Raw genomic sequence first — 17,319 nt, 5'->3', positions numbered from 1 at the left:
TAAATTATTAGTTATAAGGAGATTTTCCGAGCTGTTACTTTAGATTTTTGCGTCAGGGCACAAATTCCGGGGAGCTAGTCCTAAAAATACGATAGACTCTTCAAGTTTCCTCAAAATATGAATTGGTAACTTTTCCAGTTAAAATTTGCTCAATCCTAATTTAATTCATTAAATGATTATCTCAATTCATTTTGTAATGCATTTGGGTAAAAGAAAAAGCATCTCTCCAGGCACTGGAATTTAGTGAATTACCAGAGTGTATGCACAGAGTTATCCACAGAAAATGGGGATAAGTTATTAGCAGAATAAAATAAAGCAAAGCTCAATAAGCCTTAATTAACCAAGGCATATTACAAAAAAAATTAATAACAAGTGAATTATCTGCTAAGGATAATGGTAATTATATCCACAAAGGGGAAATGACCTATTAAAAGGTGAGATATCCATGATATCTAAAATAATCATTGAAAAACAGTCTTGACGAAGTGATTTTTAATTTTTTTTCAAACGGCATTAATTAGAGGTAAAATGCCTATATATAATTAAACAACGACAAACCCTGAATTCTTGCAAAACTTAACTGGGCAGCTTGAAGGTTAACCAGTTGCGAGTTTAATTCCGTTGCTACCGCAATAGGATCAATTTCTCTCAGTTTTTTTAATGTGGCAGCACTGGCGTCCAAAAAATCATTATTCGCTTTTTCAGCGGTCTCTAATTGATTCAAACTGGCTCCCAAATCCGATTGAATACTCAAAATATGATCTAAAGTACTATCAATCTGAGCCAATAATTGATTATTTTCTGTTTGAGTTGCTGCTTTTTCTACAGCAGTACCAAATGGTTTATTTAAGTTGGCTATCATGCGTTGTACCGTAGAAAAAATTGATTCATTTTTTGCAGGACTAATTAAAAATGAATCTCCAGCATTTGGCATACCAGAAACAGTCATTTCCATGCCGTTAAAACTAATTGCCCCGCCCTCTTGATACAATGGTGCGTCATCCGGTAAACCTGTTGGTGGTATGACATTACCACTACTAGCGCCGCTTACCATAACAACCAGGTTTCCCTGTGAATTTAAGGCAAAAGTGATTGTATAGTCATCGGGGACCAAAGCGGCTTCATTCACTACGGATCCAGAACTCACCGAAGCTGTTCCAGCATTAGGTGCTCCTGTTTCTGTTATAGTAAAACGCCCATTGCCATTTGGAATACGCATAAAAACATCATCACCGCTATCATTAATTGCAACCAGCAAACTGGTAGTTACAGCCTGAAAACGTTGTGTGCTGTCCCCATTATAAATATATTGTCCTGATGAATCTAAAGACATTGGTTGAGTTAATGACTTGCTCCCGCTGAACATATAACTTCCACTATTGTCTTTCGTATTCGCATAATCCAATAATTGATTTAATAGTGTTTTCGCTTCAGCCGCCAAGGTTTTTCTGTCCTCTTCCGAGAGACTGGGGTTGCCGGATTGAACTTGTATCTCTCGTAAACGATGAAGAGAGTTCACAGCATTACTTAATATCCCTTCCTCCAGACTTAAAGCGCTCTTCACAGACTGACGATTATTTTGTAATAGTTCTATATTACTAATGCGTTGTTTAATCAGCTCAATTTGGGCAGACGCAACAGGGTCATCGGATGGAGTACGCACCCTTATGCCACTGGCTTGCTGATCCTGTAGTTTTGCCAGTCTTTCTTGTTGGGTCAATAAATTATCCAAACCTTTCTGATATATTTGATTGGTTGAAATTCGCATTCATCACCTCATGATATCAAATAACAAATTCATAATTTGATTCGATATTTCCATCAGCTTTCCAGCCGCTTGGTAAGCTTGTTGAAAAATAAGCAGATTCGCACCTTCCTCATCCAGATTGACTCCACTTTTACTTTCCTGAAAATCCAAGGCCTGTTTATGTAATATATCGGCTGACTCAAAGCTTGTTTTAGCTTGATTGGTTTTGCTACCCACTTCAGCAAGCAAATTACCATATCTATCAAATAAGGTTTCACTGCCGCCAGAAAAGATTTTATATTGTTGAAGACCGCTCAGGCTCAAGCCATTACGGTTGTCACCAAATCCACCAGCATTATAATCCGCAGTAAATTGATCTCCTGCTTTAGGAATCCCGGATAAAACAACCGAATAAGAAGGTGTTATTCCATCAGGAATTTGAATGACATTGTCTGTATTTGGAACAAAAGCAAAAGGACCTGTACTTGTACTGTCCGTCACATTAACCAGGTTGTATTGAGTATCAGAAATAAAATCGATTCTGAATTGCTTATTGACGACCGTTGTATTCAATACTGAGTCTAAAGCTATTTGCCCTTGTCCAGTATTATTCAATGATGCGATAGTTTTCACAGGAGAAGCCAAGGCAATTTCACGAGAATCGTTAATTTGTAAAGCAAAATCCCTCGCAGCACCTCGAGTAGGCGTTAGAGTATAATGGTCATTATTTGCAAGTTGCGATAAATCATCTACTGTTATTGTCATCCCATCGATAACCACTTGCCCAGCCGGTGGGGCTGGAGGCGAACTAGACCATGTTAATGGAGTGGAAGTCCCATCCGATTTGCGTATTAATCGTAATTGATTCGTTCCAGTATCGCTGATTATCAAATCGTAATCACTAAGTTTCATTTGTGAAATATCAGAAATACTCACTGAAAGAACAGCTGTTCCAGTGTTCGTTGCCGACGCGATAGATCGTTTTAGCATCTGCGATTGACTATTAAAGTCCGTGAAGAAGTCCTTACCAATTTGGTTATTCATATCCATACCCAACTTATGTTGAGCATTAAAAGTCTGAGATAACCCAATTGCCATTTGACCTATCAATTGACTGGCCTGTCCTAAAATGTTTTGCTCATAATCCATTAGCCCTCCCAACATACCTGTTGTGAGTCTATCTGTAATATCAACCTGACTATTGGAACCATTACTTAAAAATATTTTTGTGCCGAAGATATTGTCATTATTTGAACCAATCACTAAATCCCGTTGCTGAGTACCTGCAACTAACATATCCCCACTGGCAAGTCCAACACTGATAGTGCCGTCACCCTGATCAAAGATACTCAAATCAGTGTAACTTGACAGTTGTTTCAGTAATTCATCTCTACGATCAAGCAACTCCGGTATATTATTATTACCTAATAATTTTCCATTGGCCTCAGCCAGCTCTTTTGTGAGTTGATTAATTATTTTTGCAGACTCTGCTATTTGAGCTGTAGAATTGCGCTGGTGTTCTTCCAACCTTGTTTGCAATGAATTAAATTGTTGCGCCAACAACTGACTTTGTTTGAGGACAACACCTCTTGTTGCTATATTATCTGGTGTACTGTTCAATTGTCCCAGTGAATCAAAAAAAGTTTGCAGGGAAGTCGAAATACTCGATCCTTCCTGAGAAAGCAATTTATCTATCTGAATGGCTTGATTATAAAAAGCGTCGAATTGAGTTCGATAACTTAAAGTACTCCTGACTTGAGCATTAGCGAATTGATCTACGTTTCGATAAATAGATGAAACCGATACACCAGCCCCTATATACGAGCCCGCATACCGATTTGAGGCGATTGGAGTAAATTGAATGGACTGTCTTGTATAACCTTGCGTTTTAAAATTGGCGATATTATTTCCAGCGACGTTCAATGCATGCTGAAAAGCGTTCAACCCTGAATAGGCAATATTAAGTATGGACATATTCGCTCACTCCCTGAACTAATTTATTCATCTACTCAATCCTGATCACATCAGATTTGCTCGGATAACTCACATCGTTGTATTGCCTGATTCAATTCGTCACCATGATAAATTGATAAAATTTTACTGCTGTAATTTGGATCAGTGGCGTATCCGGCTTTATTCAATTCATTAACATAAATCTCAGGATTTGTCGCATTGGCTAATGCCGTTTGATAACGCTCACTTCCTCTAATTAATGAAACATAATCATGAAAACTGTGCTCTATAGATGGATATTTTCTAAAAGAAGCATTTATCTTAATCGGTGTATCGGCAATATATTCCGTTGTTTTAACTTGAACCGAATCGGATGTGCTATTGGTTTTAGCTTTTATATTAAACAAGTTATTACTGCTCGAACCATCCACATCTTTTGCTACAAATTTACCCCACCCGGTTTCCAATGCTGCTTGCGCAATTAACAATTTGGGATCCAGGCCAATGATAGACGCCGCATGTTTTGCCGTTGGCCAGATAGATTTTACAAAATCATCAATAATAGAAGGGCTGGTTTCCGAATTGGAAGTTTTGCTTCTGTTAATCTCAGCAACAGGATTAGTTATGCTATTTTCTTTAATACCAACCGTTCCTTCCAACTGTTTGGCTAACATTGCTGCCAAACCTACCCCTTTAGATTCTGCAATAGTACTGGCATATTGACCATCAAGCATTTCCTGAAAAGTAGTCTCGTTCTTACTACTGAAAGGACTTGATTCATCCAGAAAATGCTGCCCCATCCGCATACTTTTTAACATGGATTGCAAAAATATTCCTTCAAACTGCTTAGCCACTTCAGGTAACGCATCTTTTGCATTATTTTTTGCCTGAACTTTTAATTCGTTTAACCCTTGAAAGTCACTCGTAGCAATACTTTGTACGGTCATTTTCATCACCTTTATATTACAATTAATGTCGCATTCAACGCACCAGCTTGTTGTAATGCTTCCAAAATGGAGATCACATCGGCCGGAGTGGCACCAACCGCATTAATTCCTCTCACTATATCCTTCAAAGTAGTACCTTTAGGAAGGATAAAAGCATGGTTGTTTTTCTGCTGAATATTAACTTGTGATTGCTGAGTTGAAACAGTTCTCCCAGAGGCAAACGCATTTGGCTGGCTGATAACTGGAGTCTCCGTGATACTAACCACCAGATTACCATGAGATACTGCGGCTGATTTCACAATGACATTACTGGAAATGACTACCGTTCCTGTTCTGGCATTGATAATAATTTTTGCAATAGGCTCACCTGGTTTAAATTCAATATTTTCAAGTACTGAAACATAATCCACTCGTTGGGATAGTTTTTTGGGAGCCGTCACTACAATTGAACCTGCATCTATAGCTTTCGCCGTACCGGGTCCCATCAACTCGTTGATGGCATCACTCATTCGTTTCGCCGTAGTAAAATCAGGGGAGTGTAAGTTATAAGTAAGTGATTCTGAAAAATAAAATGGGTTGGGAATATCCGCTTCTATAGTGGCGCCATTGGGAATTCTTCCTCCGCTTGGCACATTTACAGTAACACTGGAGCCATCACTCCCGGAGGCACTGATTCCTGATACGACGATGTTTCCTTGCGACATGGCATAAACACGTCCATCCGCTCCTTTTAGTGGAGTAAGCAATAAAGTTCCGCCTAACAAACTTTTGGAGTCGCCTATGGATGAAATATTAACATCCATAGTCTGTCCTTTTTTCATAAAACTGGATAAATTGGCAGTTACCATCACCGCTGCAATATTTTTCGAATTGAGTTTGACTCCTGGAGGAACGTTTATTCCTAATTGAGTCAGCATGTTGGCAAAACTGTCTTCAGTAAATCTGGTACCGGTTTTATCACCAGTACCGTTTAAACCGACCACTAAGCCATAACCAACCAATTGGTTAACGCGAACACCGGCTAAAGTAGCGATGTCTTTGATCCGCTCAGCAAAAACCTGAGTTATAGTCAAATTGATTGCTAATAACCATCCAATAACCAGCATTCGCCGCATCACAGTTCCTTGTCCGTTTATATTAGACCTCTTGCATAAGCTGTCTCTTTTATTTTATTGCTGCGTTGTACAGGTTATGCAAGAGGTCTATTCTCAGTAATTATCAATTAAGTTGGGAATAAAGGTCCCCATAAAATTCTTGATAACCATCCTTGAGCATTCGTATTATTAATTTGGCCAGTTCCACCATATGAAATTCTAGCATTGGCAATTCTATCGGAAGTGATGGAGTTATCTGCTCTTATGTCTTGGGGACGCACTATGCCTGAAAGTCTCACAAATTCATTACCCTGATTGATTCTAACCCACTTCTCACCTTGAACAATCATATTGCCATTTGCCAATACTTTAGCTACTGTCACTGAAATACTACCAGCCAATCTATTGTTTTGTATTGATTTTCCGTCACCGGTAAATTGTCTTTGATTATCCAAATCAAAGTCCATGCTATAACCGCTTCCGAGAGATATTGGTCTACCTAAAAAGAGCTTATTCGTAATTTTTTCTGTATCATTTTTCTTCTGGGTAGTAGTGGCATTCTTCTGGGCATCAGTCTTTTCAACCAAAAATACAGTTAATATATCCCCAGGATGTCTGGCCCTTGGCGTTTCAAATAATGGCAAAGCTGTCTCATTACTATAAATAGCGCCACTTACCTTTCTCAGCTCCTTAGGATCGGGGGTTACCGGATAAGTTGGTGCATAATCCGGATCATTGCCTGGAGCAGGAGGATGAAGCGCCTCACACCCGATCAATAAAGTTGTTGCGAAACAAGCAGCAGCCAAATGAAATCGATTCATAGCCTGACTCACTTACAGAGTTTGTGTTAAATATTGCAGCATACTGTCCACAGTCTGTATGCTTTTGGCTGTAATTTCGTAACTTCGTTGTGCTTGAATCATATTAACCAATTCTTCAACTACATTCACATTGGATGACTCTAACGAACCCTGCAATAAAGTACCTAACCCGGAATTACCAGGGTTGTCTGTTACAGGTGTACCACTTGCTACTGTTTCAACATACAAGTTTTGACCAATTGGTTGTAAACCAGCCGGGTTGATAAAATCAGTTAATTGGATATTTCCTATGACTGATGGGGCGTTATTCCCAGCTACCAAAGCACTGACCGTACCATCTGTTCCGATAGTAATTTTTGTGGTTTGCGCAGGTACAGTAATAGTTGGCTGGAGCGGGTACCCATTACTGTTAACCACTTGACCAGTATTATCCGTCTTAAGGCTTCCATCGCGTGTAAAGGCTTGAGTACCATCTGGCATTAAAACTGTTAAAAAACCACGACCTTCAATTGCTACGTCCAATGCATTTTGAGTGTTCTGGATACCGCCTTGACTAAATATTTTCTCTGTAGCGACTAAATGAACTCCTGTACCCATATTAATACCGGTTGGAATTTGTGAATTTTGTGAAGATTGAGCACCGGCCTGGCGAAGGTTTTGATAAATCAAATCTTCAAATAAAGCACGTCCTTTTTTAAAACCTGTAGTATTCACGTTAGCAAGATTATTCGCGATAGTAGCAATATTTTTATCTTGAGCTTCCAAACCTGATTTACTGACCCATAATGCTGGTTCCATGACGGCCTCCTGCTATTATTCTTATTATTAAACCGGCCTTAGCTGTTATTTCAGATTTTGTAAAAATCTTGGGTTAGCTGAAGCGCTAATCAAATTATTTAATCTATTCTTGCAATAGTTGTGCCAATTTTTGTCCATTATCATCAACTGCTGATAATACCTTCATTTGAGCATCAAACTCACGACCTGCACTGATCATCGATACCATTTGATCAATTGCCTTCACATTGCTTCCCTCCAAGGCACCATTTTGTAATTTAATGTTACTGTTGGCGGCCGCAATAGAGCCTTGTTTTAGTTGTATCAAGCCCTCATCATTTTTATAAATGGTATTTTTATCTAGAGTAACTAATTTAATCCTATCTAAAATTGCCAGAGAATTAACATCACCTTCTAAAGGAACAATCGATATCGTTCCATCTGAGCCAATCTCTATAGATTGAGCAGGCGGGATAGAAATTGGGCCTCCATCACCTAAAACCAATTTACCTGAGGCAGTAATTAACAGGCCATTTGGGTCCAGACGTAAACTTCCACCTCTGGTATAGGCTTCACGCCCTTTACTATCCTGAACTGCCATCCACCCATCTCCATCAATGGCCACATCCAAATCTCGACCAGTTGTAATGATTTCGCCTGGAGAAGTATCTACGCCATTAGAATTTTGTATAACAAACGACTGACCATTTAAGTTATTATTCCCATTAGCATCATTCATATACATGGTTTGTGCCTGGTATAAGTCAGCCTTAAAACCAGGGGTATTAATATTCGCCAAATTATTGGCGATTATTTCCTGTCGTTTAAAATCTGAACGGCCACCGGATATGGCATTATAAAGAATCGGCTCCATGATTTATCTCCTAACGAATATTAATAATCGTTTGAGTAATCGCATCACCAGTACGAATCGTTTGAGCATTCGCCTGGAAATTTCGTTGAGCGCTAATTAACTTGACCAACTCACTCGTCAAATCCACATTTGATTCTTCAAGCCTTCCTGAGTTAATTAATCCTAGTCCACCACTTCCTGGAGCACTAACTAAAGGTTGCCCTGAAGAAATGGTTTCAGCCCAACTGGTATTACCCAAATTTTGCAAACTTTCAGGATCAGCAAAATTAGCCAGCTGAATCTGTCCCATTGACAAGGATTGACCATTTGTATACCGGCCAAATATCTTCCCTGAATCATCAATATCCAATCCGGCAAGACTACCTGTTGTATATCCATCATTATAGGTGGCTTGCACTGCAAAAGGACTTCCAAATTGAGTGCTATCTGATAAATCGACAGTAAAATTTAGGGGATTGGAACCATTATTTAAATTGAATGACAAAGGGATTAAATTATTTGGTAATGCAGCGTTTGCTGTATCAAACACTCCTGCGAATGAGCCATCCGGATTAAAATTCGCTCTGAATAAATTATTGGTATTCTGAGCACCAGCATTAGCAGGAGCGTTTTGATTATCTATTTGAAAAGCAACATACCATTGATTTTCTGTACCTGCTGGTGATGCGGCATTCGGTGCACCAGCGACAGCCGTTGAATCCGCATGAATAAAATACATGCTCAAAACATGAGAGTTCCCTAAACTATCATAGATAGTTGAAGAGCTGACATTATTGTAAGTATCACTTGATGGAGTGGCTCCACCTACCCAATCCACATTAGGAGCCTTACTTTGTGAATATAAATTAACGCCTACTGTAACGTTAGTACTTGCTCTGGGACTAATGTTGGCAGTGTTTATTCGTAAATCACCCGAAGCTCCTGTGATTGCACCGCTGGAATCCGATAGCAAACCAGTCAAACGTTGGTTATTCGCATTGACTATATAATTCTGATTATCCAGTTTAAATTGTCCGGCACGGGTATAAATTTTTGCGCCCTGATCACTTAGAATGAAAAAACCGGAACCATTCACAGCAAGATCAAGGGTATTATTTGAGGTGCTTAATGTTCCTGTGGCAAATGATTGATGTACTCGTGATAGCCTTACGCCACCACCTACAGCATTACTGCCTGTCCCATAAGCACTATAAGCGTAAATATCTGAAAATTCAGCTCTTGATCCCTTAAACCCTACCGTTGCTGAATTCGCTATATTATTCCCTATAACATCCAAATCTCTGGTTGATGCCTGAATTCCGCTTAATGCTGTATTAAAAACCATAATAGCCTCCTGCTTTATAATTTTTTAGCATTTCCCTGATTGCTTAAAGGGATGCATTAATGACTTCCATCACCGTTTCCATAAAACAACGATGACTAAAACCCATTTATACTGATATTTGTCTTACCTCATTTAAATACACTGAACCTATTCCAGCTACATTAAGCTTCAAGCCTTCTCCATTTTGGCCAAGACTGACACTATCAACATTGGCTGAAGTCATAGTCTTCAATGCTACTTCCTGTCCACTATAAGTACCACTGACCTTTATAGTATATTTGCCTGCGGTCATACGTTGATTACTTTGGTCTGTACCATCCCAACTAAATTGGAAAAATCCAGGTTCTGGCTGCCCCAAAGGAATGGTTTTTATCAATTCCCCGGACTCTGTATAGATTGAAGCACTGAGATTTGCAACACCAGGCGCCATATCAATGGCAGCCTTTACATCCCCTTCTGTCCCTAAACTCAGTGAATCACTGTTTACTAATACTTTGCGGCCAACCAAAGCGGACGCTTGTAGCGCTTGATTTGATTGCAGAGAAGAAGCCAGTTGTTGTAATGATTCTTGCATTTTTGTGATTCCGTCATTAGTACTAAATTGAGCTAATTGAGATAAAAATTCCCCATTAGCCTGTGGTTGCAATGGGTCTTGATTCTGTACTTGAGCTACCATCAGACGCAAAAAATCCTGTTGTCCCAAATTTTGTTTTTTTCCTGAATCAACTTGATTCAAACCCAAATTATTTGCCGAATTGGAAGCATTTACTGAATTCGTGGTCATTCCTTTTCCCCTTATTCACCTAATTGCATTGTCCTTTGCATGAGTTGTTTGGTTGTATTTAGTAATTCAATATTCATTTGATAAGAACGAGAAGCTGAAATGATATTGGCCATTTCCTCAACATAATTGATATTCGATGTATAAACAAAACCATCTTTGTCCGCGATAGGGCTATTAGGGTCATATCTTCTTCGTGGTTCAGCGTCGCTCTCATGAATGCCCTCAAGTTTCACACCAGCCTTAATCTGATTTCCCATCCATTGATTGGCATTCTCTTGGACTGCTTTAAAAATGGGGTATTTGGCTTGATACACTTCCTCTGGGCTGCTTGCTTCAACATTCGCATTACTCATGTTACCTGCGCTCGTAGTCAAACGGGCAGTTTCTGCAGTCATTGCAGAAGCTGCAATATCAAAAATTGCGTTTAATGACATGATTATTCCCCTTTCAATGCGGCCATCATGGATTTGATTTTGCTATTTAAAAAGTTCAAACTGGCTTGATAGTTCAATGCATTCCTGGCAAATTCTGCTGTTTCCATATCCTTATCGACTGTATTGCCATCTAAAGAAGTATGATTTGATATTCTATATTTCATATGAGCTGTAAAATCAGCATTGGTATTAATATGATTGTCTGAAGTAACTCTTAGTTGCCGGGTGTCACTGGCCATAGTCGCAGCCAAGACGTCATTAAAATCAACATCCCTGGCTTTAAAATTTGGTGTATTAGCATTAGCTAAGTTATTTGCAAGAACTGAAGCTCGCTGATCTCTTGCAATTAATGCCTTGGCATGAATCCCAAAATAGGAATCAAGATTAATGGCCATATTCACTCCTGTCTTATGATTATTTAAAGCTTACCCACCATTTTGATATTATCTATACTGTCTAAAGCCATGAATCACTTCATGCTTGTTTCTAGACTTCTCGAGAAAGTCGAAATGATGAAAAACCTGTTATTTATAACAAAGCAAACATTGTGCCAATATCTAAAGAATGAGAAAATGAGGACTCTAAGCTGTAATGCCCGGTGTGGAGTAACTCATCATGTCAATCTCAAAAACACTTCCCTATAATGCAATAGAACATATTAAATCTTATCTGCTTCAACTGCAAAATACAATTTGTGTTTCTTTGGAAGCCCTGGATGGCAAAACCAGGTTTATTGAAGACTCCTGGCAACGCCCTGCGGGAGGCGGAGGTAAAACAAGAGTCATGACCCACGGGAGTGTATTTGAAAAAGCCGGGGTCAATTTTTCACATGTGTCAGGGGAGCAGCTGCCTCCCTCAGCCAGCGCACAAAGACCAGAATTGGCGGGAAGGCATTTTAGCGCATTAGGAGTTTCTCTGGTTATTCATCCACAAAATCCTTATGTTCCAACAACACATGCCAATGTTCGTTTTTTTGTCGCTGAAAAAGAAGGGCTGGAACCTGTATGGTGGTTTGGTGGAGGTTTTGATTTAACCCCCTATTATGGATTTATTGAAGACTGTCAGCATTGGCATCAAACTGCCTTGGATGCTTGCTTGCCATTTGGGGAAACCATTTACCATAAATTCAAACGTTGGTGCGATGATTATTTTTTTATTAAGCACAGAAATGAAGCCCGTGGTATTGGTGGCTTATTTTTTGATGATTACAATGAAATCAGTTTTGATCACAGCTTTGATCTCATGCGCAGCATAGGAGATCATTTTATTCCTGCTTACGAACCAATAGTCATTCGACGCAAAGACCATCCTTTTGGACAACGAGAAAAAACATTCCAGAATTACCGAAGAGGACGTTATGCAGAATTTAATTTAGTCTATGACCGCGGTACCTTATTTGGTTTGCAATCAGGTGGAAGAACAGAATCCATCTTGATGTCTCTCCCTCCAATTGTTCATTGGGAGTACAATTGGCATCCCGAAAAAGGCAGTGAAGAAGAAAAATTATACACGGATTTTTTACCTGCAAAAGATTGGTTATCATTGTAGCAACATTCATAACCATTGAGGCTATGTGTTTTGAATCTCTGTGGAATACCAGAGTTAACATGTACCAACATTCTTATGCTTTAAGACCTGGATTACTATCCAGATTTATTCACAAAAAAGCCGTTGCAATACTGAATAATAATAAATTAATGATCCTTCAAAAATTATTTAGCCAGTAATTAAGCCATTTCGTGTGAATTATTTTTCAATATCCTTAATCCAACGATTAAAAACAGAGCTGCAACCAAATTCAAAAGACATAGTATTAGAAAAACCTGAGGAATTGAAAAATTAAAATACAATAAGAGCATCACCAGCAAGGTCCCTGTCACCATAAATAACGCATTACAAATGTTGTTTGCTGCTATTGTTCTAGCTCTGTTCTCAATTGGGCTAATAATTTGGAGGTAGGTATATAAAGGAACTACGAATAGACCGGCGCAAAATGCCAACATAAACATGTCAAAGACAATGCGATAATGATTAAAAGAAGTAAAGAAATTTAATATATTTAACAAAGGTTCATTTAATTCAACGGCACCAGGCGATGACCAATATAAATCAAAGGTAAAAAAAGTAAATGCAAACATAGCTATTGGCACTGCAGAAAGATTCACTTTACCCTTCAATAACCAATTGATCATAAGAGATCCTAAGGCTATTCCTATTGAAAACAAAGCGAGGAATAAGGCAAAAACAGAAGTATTAGCTCCCAGAACATAATGAGTATAATCGGGTAATTTGGTCAGCATAACAGCACCAATCAGCCAAAACCAGGAAATCGTTAAAATGGATACAAGAGCTCCATTCTCTTTTTTTGCTTGCTTTAGCAATTTTGCAGTAGCACGCCAAAGGTTAAAATCCATTTTTAAACCCGGTAGAGCTGATGGGGCTGGAGGAATAAAGAAACTAGAAATCAAACCACAAAAAGCGGCACTTAAAGTCATGATAATAGCGACATAAGGTACTGAACTTGTGGTTCCAATAGATAAAGTACCCAAGGTTGTCCCTAATAAAATTGCAACAAAAGTACTCGCCTCAATTAAGCCTGTTGCAGCTAATAAATCCTGTTTAGGTAAATGGTCAGGTAAAATAGCATATTTGATAGGTCCAAAAAACGTAGAATGTATACCCATTCCTGTCAAAGTACTCATCATTAAAAAAATGCTACCTCTGTATAAAGCGATACCTCCAATAATCATTAGCAGTACTTCCAACACTTTAACCAGGCGTGTCAATAAAGCCTTATCATATTTGTCAGCAAATTGACCTGAGGTGGCAGATAAAATAAAAAAGGGTAGTATAAATAAACCACCTGCAATAGCTTGATAAGACTCTGATTCTCCCTGTGTATGGCTTAAACGATAGCTAATCATTGTCAACATCGCTAACTTATAGGCATTATCATTAAAAGCGCCAAAAAACTGCGTCAGGAATAGCGGTAAAAATCTTCTCTGTCTTAGAAGATACATAAAACTTGTAGTCATTAACGCTCCATTTGCGCTTAACAAAAATAATATCGAGAAGGATATTGCTGTATTGATTGAAAGTAAATGATAAACACCATAGAAAAATGTAGCGGATGATATCCTCGCACTGCCAATTGTACTCACTAAGGGATAAGCAAAAATTGACTTGACAAGAAAGTACTCATTCTCCTCTTTTTGTTATCCAATTGGTAAAACCCATGGTGGTAGACTATAATTTATTCACGATCATTTTAAATTCAATTTGACCATTTAAGTATCATTACTTAGGGGGCAAGCATGACTAAGAACTCATCTAATGATTACTCAGTTTTATTGGAGATGATTAGATCACATACACCAGTTAGATATAATGAACTGAATATACCACTTACTATTACGCAAAAACATGCAGAAGCTGTATTGCATGTAGTTCATGACGTTGGTGGGCAACCAGATGGTCCTCTCGATAAATCAACACATAAACCTACTTTATGGGAAAAGAATACTCATTGTACCGCGGAATGTTTGGCTTGGAGAGGTCATTGGGTAGCAGAAGAGCGGCGAAGACGAGAAAACGATCTTGGTGAAACTATTTATTTTGGCACACCTTACTATGCAAGGTGGTTACTTGCAATGGCCAAAATGTTGCTTGATAAAGGGCATATCACTCCAGATGAATTAATGAACAAAATGGCAGAAGTTAGAAAGCGCGAGGAGATCTAGATGGATAAATATAAAATAGGCGATCGTGTAACAGTGAGTAATTTGCCTTCTTTGTTTCATACTAGAACCCAAGGTTACACACGCGGACATACAGGAGAAATTGTTCTTTTACGACCAGAATGGGTTATTCCAGAAGATGAAGCGTGGGGTCGATATGAAGGACGCCGTGAGAGATTTTACCTGGTTCGTTTCAAGTTAAATGAATTATGGGAGGATTATGGCGGTAGCCCAATTGATACCTTAGAGACAGAATTCTCAGAGCGCTGGCTTGAACCAGCAAAAGAGAATAGAAAAAAGGAGAAAAAGTAATGAAGGATAATCATTTACATGAACCCATAGAAGAGCATGATGAAGCGATAGAATTTACTATTCTTGAAACAGCTATTCGTGAACTTGCAATCGAAAAGGGTTTGTTTTCACGCGAAGATCACCGTCGCTTTACGGAATGGTATGATAACCTTGGGTATTATTCAGGTTCACGAGTTGTCGCTCATGCATGGGTAGACCCTGAATTTAAAAAGCGTTTGCTCACTGACGGGGTTGCTGCTTGTAAAGAATTGGGAATCGATTGGTTAAAACCTACAGGCGAAGGTACTCCTAGTGATTATACACATTTAATCGTCTGTGAAAATACACCCAAACTTCATAATACCATGGTATGTACTTTATGCTCATGCTACCCAAGACCTTTATTGGGTATAGCGCCAGCTTGGTATGAAAGACCTAACTACAGACGTCGTTTAGTCCGATGGCCACGTCAAGTACTAGCTGAATTTGGTACTATTATTCCACCTGATGTGGAAGTGCGAGTTCACGACTCCAATCAACGCACACGTTTTATGATTTTACCTTTGCGACCTGAAGGTACAGAGGATTGGAGTGAAGAAAAACTGGCAACGATTGTAACCAGAGATACGATGATAGGAGTCGCCATTCCAAGAGTTGACTGGACAGTTGATTCGATACCTGGCACTTAGAGGGAGAAAGATCATGTTTAAAATTTCCTTACGCACAATTTTTGTTGCGGTACTGGCTGTCTTAATCCCCTCCATTGCATTTGCTCATCATGCTGAATTTATGAGGAATGATCCCTTTTTGCAAGGTTTCAGTATGCCTATACACGGAATAGATCACATGTTATTTACCGTGGCGGTAGGACTCATAGCTGCCCAAATTGGAGGCCGCGCCTTATGGAGCGTTCCTTTAGTCTTTACTGTAGCGATATTATTAGGTGGTATACTAAATGTGTCTGGTATAGCTATTCCGCTACTTCAGTATGGTGTTTTGGCGTCTCTAGTAATTTGTGCAGCCTTATTGTCATGGCGTACCAGCGTATCTTTGTTATTGACAGTAGGTCTTATTGGCCTCTTCGCTATTTTCCAAGGTAATGCGATGACTACTGAATATAATTTAATATATAGCATGCCATTTTTTATAGCGGGCTGTTTAATTTCTTCATTAATTTTATTAAGTATTGGAGTCGGCCTTGGATTACTTATTTCGCATTTAAATAAGTCTATATTTCGTTATGTGGGTGTCATGATGCTGGCTGCTGCAATCGTGATAGGAGTTTTCCCTGAGTTTGATACTTCTATCATCCAATTATTAAATGCTTGATATTAAATTTTCCAGTAAATTACCATGCGACAAGTTTATCAGACTTGTTGGATGGTATTTTTTCTAATTACTTTAGTCCCAAGTAATGCCCCTTCATCATGCAAAGGTCTTTTGGATTCCGTTTAAATAAACCTTTATAGATTATGATGACACGACTCGACGCATTCCCCGCTTTACCGGCGATATCATCAATAATAACAAATAATAAAACATTTAATTAAATGTTATTCCTGCTGACGCAACAGGATTATAATGAATTTTATTCTGATCCCCATTTGGAGCTTGAAAAATCGGAATGCCCAATCCTAACTGAAAAAACAATTTTTTAGTCGAGAACCACAAGGAAGGAATAATGTTCACAAGGTTCCCACCCGAGTTTGGGTCAATTTCTCCTATAAATTTATTTTTTTCAATATAGATTCCATTCACTTCAACCAGACCAAAAAAAATATATTTTCCAGTTACGCTTTTAATATTTCGACCTAGACCCATTTGATATAAATATTGGTTTCCTAATTTCATACTATGGTGTTTTGTTATCACGTTTAATCCGGTAGAAGCAATCCCTAGCCAATCCACTGACATTCGATTGTAAGTTCCTCCTAAAAAATAGCTAACAGAACCAATACCGGTCGATGGGTCTTTATTTACTGAACCTGTTGGAGTAGTCAATCCTCCCACAAAAGTCATTTGCTCAGTGTATCTGAAATTTGAATTTTCATAAAAAGCATATTCTCCTTGAAAGTATGTATCCCCCAAACCATGAGAACGCGATGTTTCATTAACATAGTTTATAGCGACAGGCACTGAAACCAAAAAGGATGCTTTATTAGATAAGCCATAAACTAAGGAAGAAGAAATAGTCAGGAAATTTTCATTTTTAAAATGTAAATAGTTCGGCGAAACGTAAAATTGCACCTGATTTTTATCAATTAAAGCTTGACCAAACGAAAGGAAAGGACCAGGTTGCTGAGATGCGGGAAGAGCATAATTACCTATACTTGGAGGTTCATTTTGTGATTCTATGGAAGAGGCTTCTCCAATCGCAATCTTTGGCAATGCGCTGATAACTAAAAGTAAGCTCAAACTTCTTAATTTATGTAGAAAATTTTTCATAATATTCTTTTATTGGTGTGCGAAAAACAGGAATCTGCCGAAAATCATAATTCTCTGAACAGTAACATAAATCAAGTAATCAGTTACATAA

General features: G+C 38.5%; 18 protein-coding genes. 5 read left to right on the top strand and 13 right to left on the bottom strand.

Features of this window, described 5'->3' with window-relative positions:
* Nucleotides 1-532: 532 nt before the first annotated feature.
* From flgL to flgB, 11 genes are all read right to left on the bottom strand, one after another.
* The gene (gene flgL / locus ACZ5EK_RS06615) at nucleotides 533-1,768 is read right to left on the bottom strand and encodes a flagellar hook-associated protein FlgL (RefSeq protein ID WP_464432062.1); all 1,236 of its coding nucleotides are present in this window, start codon (nucleotides 1,766-1,768) and stop codon (nucleotides 533-535) included.
* A gap of 3 nt (nucleotides 1,769-1,771) precedes the next feature.
* Nucleotides 1,772-3,721, bottom strand: coding sequence for a flagellar hook-associated protein FlgK (gene flgK / locus ACZ5EK_RS06610; protein ID WP_464432060.1), 1,950 nt, complete (start codon nucleotides 3,719-3,721; stop codon nucleotides 1,772-1,774).
* Nucleotides 3,722-3,771: 50 nt separating this feature from the next.
* Entirely contained in the window at nucleotides 3,772-4,647 is an 876-nt protein-coding gene (locus ACZ5EK_RS06605) for a glucosaminidase domain-containing protein (RefSeq protein WP_464432058.1), read from the bottom strand.
* A gap of 11 nt (nucleotides 4,648-4,658) precedes the next feature.
* Nucleotides 4,659-5,762: a flagellar basal body P-ring protein FlgI gene (locus tag ACZ5EK_RS06600; RefSeq protein ID WP_464432057.1), complete on the bottom strand. Its 1,104-nt coding sequence runs from the start codon at nucleotides 5,760-5,762 to the stop codon at nucleotides 4,659-4,661.
* Between the two features lie 107 nt (nucleotides 5,763-5,869).
* The gene (locus ACZ5EK_RS06595; RefSeq protein ID WP_464432056.1) at nucleotides 5,870-6,562 is read right to left on the bottom strand and encodes a flagellar basal body L-ring protein FlgH; all 693 of its coding nucleotides are present in this window, start codon (nucleotides 6,560-6,562) and stop codon (nucleotides 5,870-5,872) included.
* 12 nt (nucleotides 6,563-6,574) lie between these two features.
* Nucleotides 6,575-7,360: a flagellar basal-body rod protein FlgG gene (gene flgG / locus ACZ5EK_RS06590; protein WP_464432055.1), complete on the bottom strand. Its 786-nt coding sequence runs from the start codon at nucleotides 7,358-7,360 to the stop codon at nucleotides 6,575-6,577.
* Between the two features lie 103 nt (nucleotides 7,361-7,463).
* Nucleotides 7,464-8,213 carry a flagellar basal-body rod protein FlgF gene (flgF, locus tag ACZ5EK_RS06585; RefSeq protein ID WP_464432054.1) on the bottom strand — a complete coding sequence of 250 codons (750 nt, stop codon included), beginning with the start codon at nucleotides 8,211-8,213 and terminating at the stop codon, nucleotides 7,464-7,466.
* A 10-nt stretch (nucleotides 8,214-8,223) separates the two neighbouring features.
* Nucleotides 8,224-9,537, bottom strand: a complete 1,314-nt coding sequence (flgE, locus tag ACZ5EK_RS06580; RefSeq protein WP_464432053.1) for a flagellar hook protein FlgE — start codon at nucleotides 9,535-9,537, stop codon at nucleotides 8,224-8,226.
* 106 nt (nucleotides 9,538-9,643) lie between these two features.
* On the bottom strand, nucleotides 9,644-10,321 hold the full coding sequence (locus ACZ5EK_RS06575) for a flagellar hook assembly protein FlgD (RefSeq protein ID WP_464432052.1): 678 nt from the start codon (nucleotides 10,319-10,321) through the stop codon (nucleotides 9,644-9,646).
* 11 nt (nucleotides 10,322-10,332) lie between these two features.
* Nucleotides 10,333-10,755 carry a flagellar basal body rod protein FlgC gene (flgC, locus tag ACZ5EK_RS06570; protein ID WP_464432050.1) on the bottom strand — a complete coding sequence of 141 codons (423 nt, stop codon included), beginning with the start codon at nucleotides 10,753-10,755 and terminating at the stop codon, nucleotides 10,333-10,335.
* A 2-nt stretch (nucleotides 10,756-10,757) separates the two neighbouring features.
* Nucleotides 10,758-11,150: a flagellar basal body rod protein FlgB gene (gene flgB / locus ACZ5EK_RS06565; RefSeq protein ID WP_464432049.1), complete on the bottom strand. Its 393-nt coding sequence runs from the start codon at nucleotides 11,148-11,150 to the stop codon at nucleotides 10,758-10,760.
* Between the two features lie 220 nt (nucleotides 11,151-11,370).
* Between flgB and hemF the strand changes: the two genes are divergently transcribed.
* The gene (gene hemF, locus ACZ5EK_RS06560) at nucleotides 11,371-12,303 is read left to right on the top strand and encodes an oxygen-dependent coproporphyrinogen oxidase (RefSeq protein ID WP_464432048.1); all 933 of its coding nucleotides are present in this window, start codon (nucleotides 11,371-11,373) and stop codon (nucleotides 12,301-12,303) included.
* A 179-nt stretch (nucleotides 12,304-12,482) separates the two neighbouring features.
* On the opposite strand, the gene ACZ5EK_RS06555 is transcribed toward hemF, so the two are convergent.
* Nucleotides 12,483-13,790 carry an MFS transporter gene (locus ACZ5EK_RS06555; protein WP_464432046.1) on the bottom strand — a complete coding sequence of 436 codons (1,308 nt, stop codon included), beginning with the start codon at nucleotides 13,788-13,790 and terminating at the stop codon, nucleotides 12,483-12,485.
* A gap of 279 nt (nucleotides 13,791-14,069) precedes the next feature.
* Between ACZ5EK_RS06555 and ACZ5EK_RS06550 the strand changes: the two genes are divergently transcribed.
* Genes ACZ5EK_RS06550 through ACZ5EK_RS06535 form a run of 4 tightly spaced genes read left to right on the top strand, consistent with a single transcriptional unit; the run spans nucleotide 14,070 to nucleotide 16,112 of the window.
* A complete protein-coding gene (locus ACZ5EK_RS06550) occupies nucleotides 14,070-14,495 on the top strand; it encodes a hypothetical protein (RefSeq protein WP_464432043.1) in 426 nt (141 codons plus the stop codon).
* Nucleotides 14,496-14,804 (top strand): SH3-like domain-containing protein, encoded by a 309-nt coding sequence (locus ACZ5EK_RS06545; RefSeq protein WP_014841447.1) that lies wholly within the window; start codon nucleotides 14,496-14,498, stop codon nucleotides 14,802-14,804.
* A complete protein-coding gene (gene scnC / locus ACZ5EK_RS06540; protein ID WP_464432042.1) occupies nucleotides 14,804-15,472 on the top strand; it encodes a thiocyanate hydrolase subunit gamma in 669 nt (222 codons plus the stop codon). The genes ACZ5EK_RS06545 and scnC overlap by 1 nt, the downstream gene beginning before the upstream one ends.
* A 13-nt stretch (nucleotides 15,473-15,485) precedes the next feature.
* Nucleotides 15,486-16,112, top strand: a complete 627-nt coding sequence (locus ACZ5EK_RS06535) for a HupE/UreJ family protein (RefSeq protein WP_464432041.1) — start codon at nucleotides 15,486-15,488, stop codon at nucleotides 16,110-16,112.
* A 213-nt stretch (nucleotides 16,113-16,325) separates the two neighbouring features.
* On the opposite strand, the gene ACZ5EK_RS06530 is transcribed toward ACZ5EK_RS06535, so the two are convergent.
* Nucleotides 16,326-17,228, bottom strand: a complete 903-nt coding sequence (locus ACZ5EK_RS06530; protein ID WP_464432038.1) for a hypothetical protein — start codon at nucleotides 17,226-17,228, stop codon at nucleotides 16,326-16,328.
* Nucleotides 17,229-17,319 lie beyond the last annotated feature (91 nt).

It is taken from the genome of Legionella sp. JM-2024 (genome assembly GCF_055389095.1).
The sequence above is the reverse complement of the archived record's forward strand: the minus strand, read 5'-3'. Positions and strand labels throughout refer to the sequence as shown.

What these genes read in the sequence shown, in the direction of transcription:
- flgL (WP_464432062.1), bottom strand. Translation starts at nt 1,768, where the DNA reads ATGCGAATTTCAACCAATCAAATATATCAGAAAGGTTTGGATAATTTA.
- flgK (WP_464432060.1), bottom strand. Translation starts at nt 3,721, where the DNA reads ATGTCCATACTTAATATTGCCTATTCAGGGTTGAACGCTTTTCAGCAT.
- ACZ5EK_RS06605 (WP_464432058.1), bottom strand. Translation starts at nt 4,647, where the DNA reads ATGACCGTACAAAGTATTGCTACGAGTGACTTTCAAGGGTTAAACGAA.
- ACZ5EK_RS06600 (WP_464432057.1), bottom strand. Translation starts at nt 5,762, where the DNA reads ATGCGGCGAATGCTGGTTATTGGATGGTTATTAGCAATCAATTTGACT.
- ACZ5EK_RS06595 (WP_464432056.1), bottom strand. Translation starts at nt 6,562, where the DNA reads ATGAATCGATTTCATTTGGCTGCTGCTTGTTTCGCAACAACTTTATTG.
- flgG (WP_464432055.1), bottom strand. Translation starts at nt 7,360, where the DNA reads ATGGAACCAGCATTATGGGTCAGTAAATCAGGTTTGGAAGCTCAAGAT.
- flgF (WP_464432054.1), bottom strand. Translation starts at nt 8,213, where the DNA reads ATGGAGCCGATTCTTTATAATGCCATATCCGGTGGCCGTTCAGATTTT.
- flgE (WP_464432053.1), bottom strand. Translation starts at nt 9,537, where the DNA reads ATGGTTTTTAATACAGCATTAAGCGGAATTCAGGCATCAACCAGAGAT.
- ACZ5EK_RS06575 (WP_464432052.1), bottom strand. Translation starts at nt 10,321, where the DNA reads ATGACCACGAATTCAGTAAATGCTTCCAATTCGGCAAATAATTTGGGT.
- flgC (WP_464432050.1), bottom strand. Translation starts at nt 10,755, where the DNA reads ATGTCATTAAACGCAATTTTTGATATTGCAGCTTCTGCAATGACTGCA.
- flgB (WP_464432049.1), bottom strand. Translation starts at nt 11,150, where the DNA reads ATGGCCATTAATCTTGATTCCTATTTTGGGATTCATGCCAAGGCATTA.
- hemF (WP_464432048.1), top strand. Translation starts at nt 11,371, where the DNA reads ATGTCAATCTCAAAAACACTTCCCTATAATGCAATAGAACATATTAAA.
- ACZ5EK_RS06555 (WP_464432046.1), bottom strand. Translation starts at nt 13,790, where the DNA reads ATGACTACAAGTTTTATGTATCTTCTAAGACAGAGAAGATTTTTACCG.
- ACZ5EK_RS06550 (WP_464432043.1), top strand. Translation starts at nt 14,070, where the DNA reads ATGACTAAGAACTCATCTAATGATTACTCAGTTTTATTGGAGATGATT.
- ACZ5EK_RS06545 (WP_014841447.1), top strand. Translation starts at nt 14,496, where the DNA reads ATGGATAAATATAAAATAGGCGATCGTGTAACAGTGAGTAATTTGCCT.
- scnC (WP_464432042.1), top strand. Translation starts at nt 14,804, where the DNA reads ATGAAGGATAATCATTTACATGAACCCATAGAAGAGCATGATGAAGCG.
- ACZ5EK_RS06535 (WP_464432041.1), top strand. Translation starts at nt 15,486, where the DNA reads ATGTTTAAAATTTCCTTACGCACAATTTTTGTTGCGGTACTGGCTGTC.
- ACZ5EK_RS06530 (WP_464432038.1), bottom strand. Translation starts at nt 17,228, where the DNA reads ATGAAAAATTTTCTACATAAATTAAGAAGTTTGAGCTTACTTTTAGTT.